Here is a 12861-nt window from a genome sequence, read left to right as displayed (position 1 = left end):
GGCGGCTCCTAGCGTTGGCTGGCGAGGTGGTTGGCGGCCACGTAGGCGAAGGTCATCGCCGGCCCCAACGTGCCACCGGCACCGGGGTAGCTGGTGCCCATCACCGAGGCCGAGCAGTTGCCGATGGCGTACAGCCCGGCAATCGGCTGGCCGTCCTCGCGCACCACCTGGGCATCGGCGTTGGTCAGCAGGCCGCCCTTGGTGCCGATGTCCCCGGCGTCCATGCGCATGGCGTAGTACGGGCCCTTGCGCAGCGGTGCCAGGCACGGATTGGGCTTGACGTTGCTGTCGCCGTAGTAGCGGTCGAACACATTGCCGCCACGGCCGAAGTCCGGGTCGACACCGGTGCGGGCATAGTCGTTGACCTTGGCCACGGTGCTTTCCAGCCCCGCGGCGTCGACGCCGATCAGCTGCGCCAGTTCGGCCAGGGAGTCGGCCTTCCAGTACAGGCTGTTGCGCCATTCTTTGCGCAGGCGACTGTCGGGCATGACCTGGGCCGGCATCAGCGGGCCCATGGCGTAGTTGTGCCGGAAGTGCCCGTCGAAGATCACCCAGGCCGGTACGCTCTTGCCGCCGGTGACGTCGTTGTCGCGGTACATGGCGTCGACAAATTCCAGGTACGGCGCGGCTTCATTGATGAAGCGCTGGCCGAGGCCGTTGACCACGATGGCGCCGGGGAACGCCCGCTCGGCAAAGATACCGCGCGGTTTTTCTTCCCCCGGTACAGCAATGGTCGGCGCCCACCAGGCCCAGTCCATCAGCGCGGTTGCCGCGCCCTGGGCCAGGCCGGCCTGCAAGGCGGCACCGGTGTTGTTGCCCGGTGGCGTGGCACTCCAGGCCATGCGCGTGGGTTGCGGCAAGTACTGCTCGCGCAGTGCCTGGTTCTGCTCGAAACCGCCGGAGCCGAGGATCACCCCGTGGCGCGCCGTGAGCGTCACCTCGCGGCCGTCGCGCACCACCGTCACACCGGTGACACGCCCCTGCTCGCTGACCAGGCCAGAGAAATCGGTGTTCAGCCACAGCGGCACATTGCGGTCCATCAACGAACGGCGCAGCGACGCCACCAGCGAACTGCCCAGGGCGGCGCGGCGGTCGTACTTGCTCTTGCGCCGCCATTTGAAGTCCAGCTTGTAGCGCACCATTAGCCGCAGAATCAGCAACTGCCAGCCAAAGCCCCGGGCCATGGCCTTGTGGGCGTGGCGGGCGGTCCAGGCAATGCGGCCCATCAGCAGCGTCGAGGGCGAAGGTTTGCGCAGGTTGTCCAGTTCCTCGCCCAGCAGGCTGGTATCGAACAGCTCGGGGTCAAGGGTCCGGCCACCGGGCAAGGCGCCGGGCAGGTGCGGATAGTAGTCGGGGTATTTCTCCGCCACCGCGTAGCGCACGCGGCTGGTGCGGGTGAGGGTTTCGATCATCTTCGGCGCGTTGTCGAGGTAGGCACGCAAACGCGCTTCGTCCACATGGTCGCCCGCGGCCGCCTTGAGGTAGGTCAGGGCCAGCTCGACACTGTCATTGCCGCCCTTGCGGGCAAAATAATGATTGTTGGGAATCCAGATACCGCCGCCGGAAATCGCCGAGGTGCCGCCGTACTTGTCGCTCTTCTCCACGACCAGCACGCTGAACCCCTGATCGGCGAGGAACACTGCCGAAGCCATTGCTCCGGCACCCGAGCCGACGACGATCACGTCATAGGCGCTTTGAGTCTGAACTTGAGCTGTCATTATTGTTATGCCATTGGCTGAGAGACAGACCTGATGATCGACTCAGCGTGCGGCGGGCTCATCGTCAAAGCGGACTAGGCGTAAGGGGGTGGGATAGGGAGTGTGATCGCGGGGCGGGCCCGCTCCTACCCCGCGTGAATTGGAGCGGCTCAGGCCAATACGGCACGCTTGCCTGCCCATGGCTGCGCCTGCTCCAACTGCCGCGCCATGCGCAGCAAGCCATCCTCGCCACCCAGGCGTGCGGTGAACATCATCCCCACCGGCAACCCCTCCTCGCTCCAGCCCAGCGGCAACGAGATCGCCGGCTGGCCGCTGACGTTGGCCAGCGCGGTAAACCCGGCACTGCCCATGGCGTGCTGGGCATAGCTGTCCCACGGCTGGTCGAGCGACAGCAGGCCGATGCGCGGGGTGAGGTTGGTGGTGACCGGCGAGAGAATCAGGTCGAAGCGCTCGAAATGGCGCTCCATCAGCGCACCAATGGTCTCGAACGACTGTCGCGCCCGATACAGCCCGTCCGCCGTGGTGCTCCGCGCCCGCTCAAGCACCACCTGGGTGACTTTCTCCAGGTCCTGGGCCGTGGCCGCCCGGCCCAGCGCCTGTTCCCGGTCCTTCACCAGGGTGGTCAGGGCGGTGCCGATCACGGCGCCGTGGGCCCCGAACATCTGCCGGGGGTCGACCCCCAGGGTCAGTTCTTCAAGCTCATGGCCCAGGCCGGTCAACTGCTTGATGGTCTGCTCCAGGGTCGCCGCAATGGCCGGCTCCAGCGGCGCACCGGTCAACGACTGGCGCACCACGGCAATCCGCAGCTTGCCCGGCTCACGGGACAGCTCATCGACATACGGCCGCGCCAGCGGTGCACTCCAGTAGGGACTGCCGGCCTCGTGCCCCTGCCCCGCATCCAGGAACAACGCCATGTCGCGCACACTGCGCGACACCACGTTACCCACGCTGGCACCGAACCAGCCCTCGAAATGCGCCGGCCCGCTGGGTGTGCGGTAGCGGCTGGGCTTGAGCCCGATCAGCCCGCAATAGGACGCCGGAATACGGATCGACCCGCCACCGTCGGTGGCATGGGCCACCGGGACGATGCCCGCGGCCACCGCACTGGCCGCGCCACCGGAGGAACCACCGGCGCTGTGTTCCAGGTTCCAGGGGTTGCGGGTCTGGCCCCAGAGCAGCGATTCGGTGGTGGTGGTCAGGCCGAATTCGGGGCATGTGGTCTTGCCGAACGGCACGGCGCCGGCCTGCTCGTAGCGCGTGATCAGGGTGCTGGTGCGGGTCGCTGGCGGCGCATCCTTGAACAGCCGGCTGCCATTGCTGGTGGGTGTGCCCTTGAGGTAGGTGTTCAGGTCCTTGATCAGGATCGGCACCCCGGCCAGCGCACCCTGGGCCTGTGTACCGGCCTGGCGACGCTGGACCAGCAAGGCGCGGGCGTAGTCCTCGTGCAGCATGTTCACGGCCTTGACCTTGCCATTGACCGCACTGCAGCGGGCGAGCGCAGCGGCGAGCAGGTCTTCGCCGCTGAGTTCGCCCTTGCGCACCGCCTCGCTCATGGCCCAGGCATCCAGGCCCTGGTACTCACGGTCCGAGAGGCCCGCAGCGCGAGCATCGGCAAAGCGGCCGAGCAAGCCGACGCCCGCGGCCAGGGCCCCGGCCTTGAGAACGCTGCGCCGGGGCCAGGTGGCGGGTCCTTCAGGGGTCGAAGGCGTGGGGGCGGTGCTGTGCTCGGTCATGAGTGCTACTTCCTGTGCGGGTCTGAAGGCGTGCGTGGGGTGATGATCAATCGGCGGTTACCAGGGCGGTCATCGCGGCCAGGTAGTGCTCGCCGTAGGGCGGCAGCAAGCCCCATTCGCGGCGCGGGTCGTGGGCCGGCGCCTTGAACACGGTACGCATGTGGCTGAACTCAAGGAAGCCCTCGCGCCCGTGATAGTGCCCCAGCCCCGACGCCCCCACGCCGCCGAAAGGCGCATCGTGCATGGCGGCGTGCATCATCACATCGTTGAGGGTCACCCCGCCTGACAGGCTGTGCTCGAGCACATGTCGCTGTTCGTTGAGGTCGGTGCCGAAGTAGTACAGGGCCAGCGGCCGGGGGCGCGCGTTGATTTCGGCCAGCACCTGATCGACATCCTTATAGGTCAGCACCACCAGCGCCGGGCCGAAGATTTCCTCGCGCATGATCAGGCTGTCCTGCGGCGGGTTGACCACCACCTGCAACGGACGCCGGCGATCTTCGGCATCCAGTGCCACGGTTTCAGGCAGGCATTCGACCCGCGCGCCTGACTCGCGCGCTTCGCGCACATAGCGTTCGACCCGCTCCACATGCCGCTGGTTGACCACCGCCACCACGTCCGGGTTGCCGGCAATGGTGGGGTGGAGTTCGCAGTAGCTGCTGCGCAGCGCGGCGAGGAAGTCTTCGAGACGCGCCTCGGGCACGTAGACCAGGTCCGGGTTGATGCAGATCTGCCCGCCGTTGCTGGCTTTGGCCACGGCGATGCTGAAGGCGGCGCGGGCAATGTCGGCGCTGGATGAAACGATCACCGGCGATTTGCCGCCCAGCTCCAGGGTCACCGGCACCAGGTGCTCGGACGCGTTGCGCATGACCGAGCGGCCCACCTCGGTGCTGCCGGTAAAGACCAGGTGATCGAACGGCTGGCCTGAAAAGACTTTGGCCACCGAAGAGTCACCGGTGATCACCGCCACATCCAGCGGATCGATGTACTCGGCGAACAGGTTCTCGAGCAATTGCGCGGTACGCGGCAGCACGTCCGAAGGCTTGAGGATCGCCCGGTTGCCTGCCGCCAGGGCCGAGGCCAGCGGGCTGAGCAAGGTGTACAGCGGCGCATTCCAGGTGCCGATGATGCCGACGCTGCCCTTGGGCTGGTGCATCACCCAGGCCTGGGCGCCCATCTGGTCGTAGGGCGCAAACGGCGGGCGCTGTTCGTCCTGCATCCAGTGCTCGAGGTGATCGCGGGCGTGCTTGAGCGAAGACAGGGAACCGATCACATCGTTCATCAGCGAGAAGCCGGCAGGCCGGCCGCCAAAGTCCAGGTCGATGGCCTCGGTCAGTTCACCGTGGTGGCGTACCAGAAGCTCGATCACCTGCTGCAGGCGCTGGCGGCGAGTGGCGGCGCTTACGGCACCGGCGGTATTGAAGGCGTCTTTCTGGCGCGCCAGCAGGCGGCTCAGTTGGTCTACGGATGGGTGTATTGAAGTCATCGAGTTCCCCTTGCTCACGTGGGTGGCGGCTGGCGCCACACTAGCGGTGCACAAGGGCTGCGCGCCTCGTCCGATCGGACGAGAACCCGGCAATTGCGTTAGTCCGTTAAGACGATGTGTACACAAGGCCTGCGACCAATACTGGCAACACGAAAATCCACCCCATGAGGTCAGTCATGGCAACGCCAAACATCGGTTTCGACCCCCAGGCCTTTCGCACCGCGCTCGGCACCTTCACCACCGGGGTCACTATCATCACCACCCAGGCCGAAGACGGCTCGCCAGTGGGCATCACCGCCAACAGCTTCAACTCGGTGTCGCTCAACCCGCCGCTGGTGCTCTGGAGCCTGTCGAAAAAGGCCCGCAGCCTGCCGATTTTCAGCAACGGCAAGCACTGGAACGTGCATGTGCTGTCGACCGAACAGGAGCAACTGTCCGGACGTTTCGCCACCCAGGGCGAAGACAAGTTCGCCGAGATCCAGTTCGACAACGGCATCAGCGAAGCGCCCCTGTTGCAGGACTGCACCGCGCGCTTTCAGTGCCGCACCGCGTTCCAGTATGAAGGCGGCGACCATGTGATCTTTGTCGGCGAAGTGCTGGCGTTCGATCACAGCGAACGCGCGCCCCTGGCCTTCCAGAGCGGCCAGTACGCCCTGGCCACGCGCAAGCCGCGCAGCGAATTGCGCCTGGCCACCACCCCGCCCCCACCGGAGTGCAGCTATACCGAGGACCTGCTCGGCTACTTGCTGGGACGCGCGCATTACCAGTTGCTCAATGCCCTGCGTTTGCTGCTCAACAACCAGCAATTGGACGAACAGGCGTTTTTCATCCTCTCGGTGCTGTGCATCCGCGACAACCTCACCCTTGACGAGATCAACACCTTCGTCAATTACACCGGCCACGAAGTGACGCTGGCGAGCATGCGTTTTCTGGAGCGCCAGAACCTGGTGGCCATCGAGGGCGAGGTGGGGCAATTGCGCTTCGTGCTCACCGCCAACGGCCGCGAGGCGTCGTTGCAGCAACTGGCCTTGGCCAAGGTGGTGGAAGAAGAACTGGCGGCCAAGCTCGGGCCGGCCGATGCCCAGGCACTGAAGGTGCTGCTCAAGCGCCTGATCGTGGTCAGCGACCCCGGCTTGCCGGATTTGTGGGCACCGCGTTGACCGCCGACGCGCGGGGCATGCCGACGGCCGCCGCTGTCGGCTGGCGCGGCCACGGCCTGTTGCTGTTGTTGGCGATGGTGTTTGCCGACAACTTTGTCGGGCGGCAGATCCTGGCGGTGATGATCGACCCGATCAAGGCCGAGTTCGGTGTCGGCGATACCGCCATGGGGCTGATCTCGGGCCTGGCGTTTGCCGCCGTGTACGCGGTGCTCGGCCTGCCGGCCGGGCGCCTGGTCGACCGCTTGCCGCGTACCCGCCTGCTGGCCGTGTCGTGCCTGCTGTGGGCACTGGCGACGATGGCCTGCGGCCTGGCCGGCAGCTTCTTGGTGCTGGCGATTGCCCGCATGCTGGTGGCGGTGAGCGAATCGCCCACCACCTCGGCTTCGCTTTCGCTGATCGCCGACCTGTACCCGCCGCATCGGCGCTCGTTCGCCATCAGTTGCTTTACCGCGGCGCCGACCTTTTCCTCGATCATCGGCCTGAGCATCGGCGCCTGGGTGGTGGAGCACTATGGCTGGCGCAGCGCATTCATTGCCCTGGGCGTGCCGGCGCTGCTGTTCTGTGTGCTGCTGGCGCTGGTGCGTGAGCCCTTGCGCGGTCGCTGGGACCTGACCAGCAACGCCCCGGCCACGCCGGCACTGGGCCTGGGCCGCGAGGCGCGCACGCTCTGGGCCCTGCCCGCCTACCGCTGCCTGATCCTGGCCGGTGGCCTGACCACCTTGAGTTCTTATGCCATCGGCATGTGGAACACCAGTTTCCTGATCCGCTCCCACGACCTGTCGTTGCAGCATGCCGGCATGCTGGCGGGTGTGATCTGCGGCGTCGCGGCCGGCATCGGCGGCCTGTTTGCCGGCTGGCTCAACGACCGCCTGAGCCACCGCAGCCCCCATTGGCAAATCCTCATCCCGGTGCTGGGAAACCTGATCGCCCTGACGGCGTTGATCATCTACCTGCTGTGGCCGGCGGGCGTACTGACCCACTTTGCGGGCGTGCCCATCCCGGTCGCCATGCTCTGGTGCGCGTTGTACAGCTTCTTTGTGGTGTGGTGGGTGGCGCCTTCGTACAACCTGGTGACCCAACTGGTACCCGCCAGCCGCCGCGGTACCGCGATGGCCTTGCAGACCATAGTCAGCACCTTGCTCGGCGTCGGGATCGGGCCACTGGTGACGGGGCTGTTCAGTGATCTGCTGGTGACGCAGTTTGCCGAACAGTCGTTGCGCTATGCACTGGTCCTGGTGAGTTTGCCGTTGCTGGGGTCGGTGGCCCTGTTGGCGCGCACGGCAGTGCATGCGCGCAAGCATGGGTACGGGCGGGGATTGTGAAACGGCGGTGTAGCCGCTGCCGCCAGGCTGCGATCGACTGCGCAGCAGGCGCCGGAGGGTTTACGACCGCTTTGCGGCCGATCGCAGCCTGCGGCAGCGGCTACAGGGATGGCGTTGGGGCTAGAACCGCTCATCCCCGATGGCCGGCAGGGTCAGTTCCTTGACGAAGCTGGCCGCCGACAGGCTCAGGGCCATGCGCACGACCTGGACCACATCGTGCACCGGGATCAACTGCCCTTCGCCACGCTGCTCGGCCTGCTCGCGCGGTACCGCCAGCGCGTCGTCGGTGTTCAGATACCCCAGGTTCAGGCAGGTCACCCCCAGCTGCTGCTGGCGATAACCTTCGCGCAAGGCATCGGCCATGCCGCGCAACGGCAGGGCATGCGGGCAAGCATGGGTACGGGCGGGGGTTGTGAAACGGCGGTGTAGCCGCTGCCGCCAGGCTGCGATCGACTGCGCAGCAGGCGCCGGAGGGTTTACGACCGCTTTGCGGCCGATCGCAGCCTGCGGCAGCGGCTACAGGGATGGCGTTGGGGCTAGAACCGCTCATCCCCGATGGCCGGCAGGGTCAGTTCCTTGACGAAGCTGGCCGCCGACAGGCTCAGGGCCATGCGCACGACCTGGACCACATCGTGCACCGGGATCAACTGCCCTTCGCCACGCTGCTCGGCCTGCTCGCGCGGTACCGCCAGCGCGTCGTCGGTGTTCAGATACCCCAGGTTCAGGCAGGTCACCCCCAGCTGCTGCTGGCGATAACCTTCGCGCAAGGCATCGGCCATGCCGCGCAACGGCAGGGCATGCGGGCAAGCATGGGTACGGGCGGGGGTTGTGAAACGGCGGTGTAGCCGCTGCCGCCAGGCTGCGATCGACTGCGCAGCAGGCGCCGGAGGGTTTACGACCGCTTTGCGGCCGATCGCAGCCTGCGGCAGCGGCTACAGGGATGGCGTTGGGGCTAGAACCGCTCATCCCCGATGGCCGGCAGGGTCAGTTCCTTGACGAAGCTGGCCGCCGACAGGCTCAGGGCCATGCGCACGACCTGGACCACATCGTGCACCGGGATCAACTGCCCTTCGCCACGCTGCTCGGCCTGCTCGCGCGGTACCGCCAGCGTGTCGTCGGTGTTCAGATACCCCAGGTTCAGGCAGGTCACCCCCAGTTGCTGCTGGCGATAACCTTCGCGCAAGGCGTCGGCCATGCCGCGCAGGGCGAACTTGGAGGCGCCGAAGGTGACCTCGGGCCGGCCGCTCTGGCTCAGGCCCGAGGTTGAACCGGTCAGGATGATGCGCGGACGGGCACTTTGCAGCAGGGTCGGCAACAAGCGCTTGATCAGTACCAGGGGGGCGGTGATGTTGCAGCCGACAATGGCCTCGATCTGCCCGTCGTCATCGCCCTGGAAGTCATACGCCGGCGAGAAGGCGTGTTCTTCCCAGATGCCCAGGTTGTAGATCAGCGTGTCCAGGCCCTGCCCGGCCACGGCCTGTTCCAGGCGCTGCGCGGCGTCGCGTGGATGGGCCAGGTCGGCCTCGACCCACTGCACCTGTACCCCGGCTTGCGGCTCCAGCCCCTCAGGCTGGCTGCGCGACACGCCAATCACGGTATCGCCCCCGGTGCCCAAGCCCTCGACCAATGCCCTGCCCAATCCTTTGCTGGCACCCACCACCATGATCTTCATCGCCTGTTTCCTTACGTGGCTTGCTGAAAGATCTGGCATGCAATCAGGGCATTGAGGGCTTGGCAAACCGGAGCTTGTATCAGGATGTGTGCTTGCTCAGGCTAGGCCAGGTAACGCCGGAACCACGCCAGGGTCCGCTCCCAGGCCAGGTTCGCCGCAGCTTCGTCGTAGCGCGGGGTGGAGTCGTTGTGAAAACCGTGGTTGGCGTCGGGGTAGAAATAGGCCTCGTAAGTCTTGCCTGCAGCCTTGAGCGCCTGCTCATAGGCGGGCCAACCTTCGTTGATGCGGGTGTCCAGCTCGCCGTAGTGCAACAGCAAGGGGGCCTTGATCTTGGGTACATCCTTGGCGTCGGCCTGGCGCCCATAGAACGGGACCGCCGCGCCCAGTTCCGGATACGCCACGGCAGCGGCATTGGCGACCCCGCCGCCATAGCAGAAACCGGTGATGCCGACTTTGCCGGTGGTGATGTCCTGCTTCATCAGCCACTCGATGGAGGCGAAAAAGTCATTCATGAGTTTTTCCGGATTGACCTTCTCTTGCAGCGCGCGGCCCTTGTCGTCATTGCCGGGGTAGCCGCCCACCGACGTCAGGCCATCGGGTGCCAGGGCTACGAACCCGGCCTTGGCCAGGCGCCGGGCGACATCCTCGATGTAGGGGTTCAGGCCTCGGTTCTCATGCACCACCACGACCCCGGGCACCTTGCCCTGGGCCTTGGCCGGACGCACCAGGTACCCGCGGACCTGGCCATGGCCTTTGGGCGAGGGATACAGGACGTAGTCGGCGACGATGTCCGGATCGGTAAAGGACACCTGCTCGGCCAATGCATAGTTGGGGCTCAGGGACGCCAGCAAGGCCCCGGCGGTCATCCCGGCGAAGGCGAACGCCGCCGCCCGGTCGAGAAACTCGCGGCGGTCGATCCGGCCATGGGCATAGTAGTCATAGAGTTCGAGCAGTTCAGGGGCAAAGTCTTTGGCAGTCAGACGTTCCATGGATGCGCACTCTGTCGGATGAGACGGGGAAACAAGCCAGGTTCATTAAAGCAGGCCAGGCGCACCCTGCCCCGGGCGCCGCGATCGCGTATGATGCGCGCCCCCTGCCCCACGAACGTTTGAAGGCCCCCCATGCAGATGAGCAAACGCGAACAGGCACAGCTTGAGCGATGCCTGGCAGCGACCCTGACCGAGGCCTGCGAGACAGCCAAGGCACAGGTCATCGGGTTTTCCTGGCTGACGCACGTGGTCGACTATGCACGCTTCCCCGCCAGCCTCAAGGTGATCTGGGTGTTCGACACCCAGGCTGACCAGGATCGCGCCCTGGCCGACGGCCAGGACCGTTACATGATCGAGCTGACAGCCACGGCCTTGCAGGCCTGTGGCCTGACCCTGGCGCCGGTGGCCGCACGGGTGCACTTTGATTCCGAGCAACAGTGCCAGCGCGCCAACGCCGGCAATTGGCCCCAGCGCCTGGCGCGCGTGTACGCCTGGCGAGGTTGAGCCATGGCCAAGGACATCGAAAACCCCTGCATTGCCGTGTGCCAGCTAAGCGGCGACCTGTGCCTGAGTTGCGGGCGCAGCAAAGACGACATCCGCCAGTGGAAACGCATGAAGCGCCCAGAAAAAATGGCGGCGGTGCAACGGGCCCGATTGCGCATGAAAAGCCTGCAAAAGAAAAAGCCCTGACCCCGCCCCCGTAGGAGCGGGCTTGCCCCGCGATGACATCACGAACCGGTCATCCCCCCCAACACCCCCTGCACCACCGCCAGCAACGCCTGCTCCGGCTGCTGCCGCAGCCGCGCATAATCCGCCAGTTGCCGATCCGCACTGGTGCCGTCGCGCAAGATCACTTCAGCCCGCGCAAAGCTGCGTTCGCTGTCACAGGGTGCAACCTCGAACAAGTCCCGCGCCTGGGCCAGCCATTGCAGGGCGCTGCCCTGCCCCTGATGGCCCTGGCAGATGTACTGCCCATGGCGCCCATAGCGCATGGCCCGCCAGTAATTCTGCTCGGCGATCCAGTACTGCTCCCGGGTCAGCGGTGTGCTCTGCGGATGACGCAGGCAATGTTCGACCATGCAGCGGAACAGTCCGGCAATGCACAGGCCATCCTCCAGCCGCGGGCAGGCATCGGCGATGCGCAGCTCCACGGTCGGGTAATGCCGCGATGGCCGGATCACCCACCAGCAATCGTTGCCCTCGCGCAACGAGCCGGTGCGTTTGAGCAGCGCCAGGTAACGCTCGTAGGCCTGCCAGTCACCCAGCCGTTGCGGCAGGCCCATGTGCGGCCATTCACCACACGCCACCTGGCGGTAGCTCTGGTATCCGGTGGGCTGGCCTTCCCAGAAGGGTGACGAGGCACTCAACATCAACAGCAGCGCAACCCACGGCAGCAGTTGGTTGATCAGTTTGATCCGGTCGTGCCCCGGCGCTACCCCGACATGCACATGCAGGCCACACAGCAGACTGCGCCGGGCCACGTGCTGGTAGTCCTCGAACAATTGACGAAAATGCGCCTCGTCGGCCGGCAACTGCTGGCGCCAGCCTCCCATCGGGTGGCTGCCCACCGCAATCACCCCCACCCCCTCTCCCGCCAGCACCTGCGACAACCGCTGCCGACTCTGACGCAGGAACTCACCCGCCTGGGCCAGGCTGCTGAACACAGGCGAAGCGACTTCTATCTGGCTCTGGAACATTTCCTGGGCGAAGTGGGCGCCGAGTACCTGGCGGCACAGGTCGATGACGGCCGATGAGGGCCGGGCCAGCACCTGACCACTGTCCAGGCTGACCAGCAGGTACTCCTCCTCGATGCCGAACGTGCAGGTGCTGTTCATCGGCGGCTGACGCTCAACGCCACCGCGGCAATCCGTTCGACCTGGCGGTATTGCGGTTCCAATAGCTGCTCGCCGAACACATCCGGGTCAAGTTCCTGGTAACGCCAGGCCCAGCGGCTGTCGGCGAGGGCCGTGTGCAGGGCCGTCAGGAACGGGTCACGGCCTTCGACCATCGCCACACCGGTGTACAGCAACAAGGTGCCGCCCGGCGCCAGGCGTGGCAGCGCCTCTTCGACAATCCGCAGCGACAGCTGCTCGCCCAGCGCCCCGCCACCATGACGGTAGGTTCGTTCGCCGGCATCGAGCATGTAGGGTGGATTGGCCACGATCAGGTCGAACTGCCCGGTGATGCCCTGGAGCACATCACTGTGCTCCACCGATACATTGGCAAGCCCGGCCAGCGCGACATTGATGGCCGTCATGCGCAGGGCCCGATCATTGATGTCCACGGCACTGACCTGTGCGTGCCGGCGTGCCCTGGCGATCAGCACCGCCCCCACACCGGCACCGCAACCGATGTCCACGGCATGGTTGATGGGCGCGGTGCTGTCTTGCAGGTGCGCTTGAATCAGCCGGGCAAAGCGATAGCTGTCCGGGCCGAAGAACACCGCATCGACACTGTCGGTGGGGAAGCCTGAATGCACGAAGAGCAAATCGTCCAGGCTCGACCAGCGCACCCGGCTGCGCAACCGTTCACCCTGGCGCTCGACTAACCGGGCCAACTGCAATTGTTCCAGCTCGTCAGGCGACAACAGCGAGGCATCGAAGGGGCGGTTCCAGCCGAAGATATCGCGCAGGGTGCGCGCCTGTTCGTCGCCCTCGCGGGCGTTGTTGCGCGCCTGGGTCAGCGGCGTGACGCAGGTGAACCGATACCCGTCGGCGTGCAACCGCTGCCCCAGTTGCAACAAGGCCTGATCGGCCTGGCGTTGTGCTTGGCTCAATTGCATCC

At 66.1% G+C, this 12861-nt stretch carries 11 protein-coding genes and 2 pseudogenes; 4 read left to right on the top strand and 9 right to left on the bottom strand.

Annotated elements, in window-relative coordinates:
- Nucleotides 1-8: 8 nt before the first annotated feature.
- The 3 genes from U9R80_RS10405 to U9R80_RS10395 form a co-directional block, all read right to left on the bottom strand.
- Entirely contained in the window at nucleotides 9-1718 is a 1710-nt protein-coding gene (locus tag U9R80_RS10405) for an FAD-binding protein (protein ID WP_301840704.1), read from the bottom strand.
- A gap of 149 nt (nucleotides 1719-1867) precedes the next feature.
- Complete coding sequence (locus U9R80_RS10400; RefSeq protein ID WP_301840702.1) at nucleotides 1868-3451, bottom strand: amidase; 1584 nt, start codon at nucleotides 3449-3451, stop codon at nucleotides 1868-1870.
- A 46-nt stretch (nucleotides 3452-3497) separates the two neighbouring features.
- On the bottom strand, nucleotides 3498-4934 hold the full coding sequence (locus U9R80_RS10395) for a coniferyl aldehyde dehydrogenase (RefSeq protein ID WP_301840700.1): 1437 nt from the start codon (nucleotides 4932-4934) through the stop codon (nucleotides 3498-3500).
- A 176-nt stretch (nucleotides 4935-5110) separates the two neighbouring features.
- Between U9R80_RS10395 and U9R80_RS10390 the strand changes: the two genes are divergently transcribed.
- Nucleotides 5111-6094: a flavin reductase family protein gene (locus U9R80_RS10390; RefSeq protein WP_301840699.1), complete on the top strand. Its 984-nt coding sequence runs from the start codon at nucleotides 5111-5113 to the stop codon at nucleotides 6092-6094.
- A gap of 17 nt (nucleotides 6095-6111) precedes the next feature.
- Entirely contained in the window at nucleotides 6112-7416 is a 1305-nt protein-coding gene (locus U9R80_RS10385; protein WP_301840696.1) for a spinster family MFS transporter, read from the top strand.
- A 120-nt stretch (nucleotides 7417-7536) separates the two neighbouring features.
- Here the strand turns inward: U9R80_RS10385 and U9R80_RS10380 are convergent.
- The 4 genes and pseudogenes from U9R80_RS10380 to yghX form a co-directional block, all read right to left on the bottom strand.
- Nucleotides 7537-7788 (bottom strand): annotated as a pseudogene (locus U9R80_RS10380) (SDR family NAD(P)-dependent oxidoreductase); the annotation flags it as partial.
- 164 nt (nucleotides 7789-7952) lie between these two features.
- Nucleotides 7953-8204: pseudogene (locus tag U9R80_RS10375) on the bottom strand (SDR family NAD(P)-dependent oxidoreductase); the annotation flags it as partial.
- 164 nt (nucleotides 8205-8368) lie between these two features.
- Nucleotides 8369-9088, bottom strand: coding sequence for an SDR family oxidoreductase (locus tag U9R80_RS10370; protein ID WP_301840694.1), 720 nt, complete (start codon nucleotides 9086-9088; stop codon nucleotides 8369-8371).
- A 101-nt stretch (nucleotides 9089-9189) separates the two neighbouring features.
- Nucleotides 9190-10077 (bottom strand): YghX family hydrolase, encoded by an 888-nt coding sequence (yghX, locus tag U9R80_RS10365; protein ID WP_301840692.1) that lies wholly within the window; start codon nucleotides 10075-10077, stop codon nucleotides 9190-9192.
- A gap of 132 nt (nucleotides 10078-10209) precedes the next feature.
- On the opposite strand from yghX, the gene U9R80_RS10360 reads away from it, so the two are divergent.
- Both U9R80_RS10360 and U9R80_RS10355 read left to right on the top strand, forming a co-directional pair.
- A complete protein-coding gene (locus tag U9R80_RS10360; RefSeq protein ID WP_301840691.1) occupies nucleotides 10210-10581 on the top strand; it encodes a hypothetical protein in 372 nt (123 codons plus the stop codon).
- A gap of 3 nt (nucleotides 10582-10584) precedes the next feature.
- The gene (locus U9R80_RS10355) at nucleotides 10585-10767 is read left to right on the top strand and encodes a DUF1289 domain-containing protein (RefSeq protein WP_301840690.1); all 183 of its coding nucleotides are present in this window, start codon (nucleotides 10585-10587) and stop codon (nucleotides 10765-10767) included.
- A 38-nt stretch (nucleotides 10768-10805) separates the two neighbouring features.
- Here the strand turns inward: U9R80_RS10355 and U9R80_RS10350 are convergent, their stop codons facing one another.
- Nucleotides 10806-11912, bottom strand: coding sequence for a carboxylate-amine ligase (locus tag U9R80_RS10350; protein WP_301840688.1), 1107 nt, complete (start codon nucleotides 11910-11912; stop codon nucleotides 10806-10808).
- A complete protein-coding gene (locus U9R80_RS10345) occupies nucleotides 11909-12859 on the bottom strand; it encodes a class I SAM-dependent methyltransferase (protein ID WP_301840686.1) in 951 nt (316 codons plus the stop codon). The genes U9R80_RS10350 and U9R80_RS10345 overlap by 4 nt, the downstream gene beginning before the upstream one ends.
- Nucleotides 12860-12861: the final 2 nt, after the last annotated feature.

The sequence above is a fragment of the Pseudomonas sp. JQ170C genome (genome assembly GCF_035581345.1).
Taxonomy (GTDB): domain Bacteria; phylum Pseudomonadota; class Gammaproteobacteria; order Pseudomonadales; family Pseudomonadaceae; genus Aquipseudomonas.
This window is presented reverse-complemented; position numbering and strand designations above follow the sequence as displayed.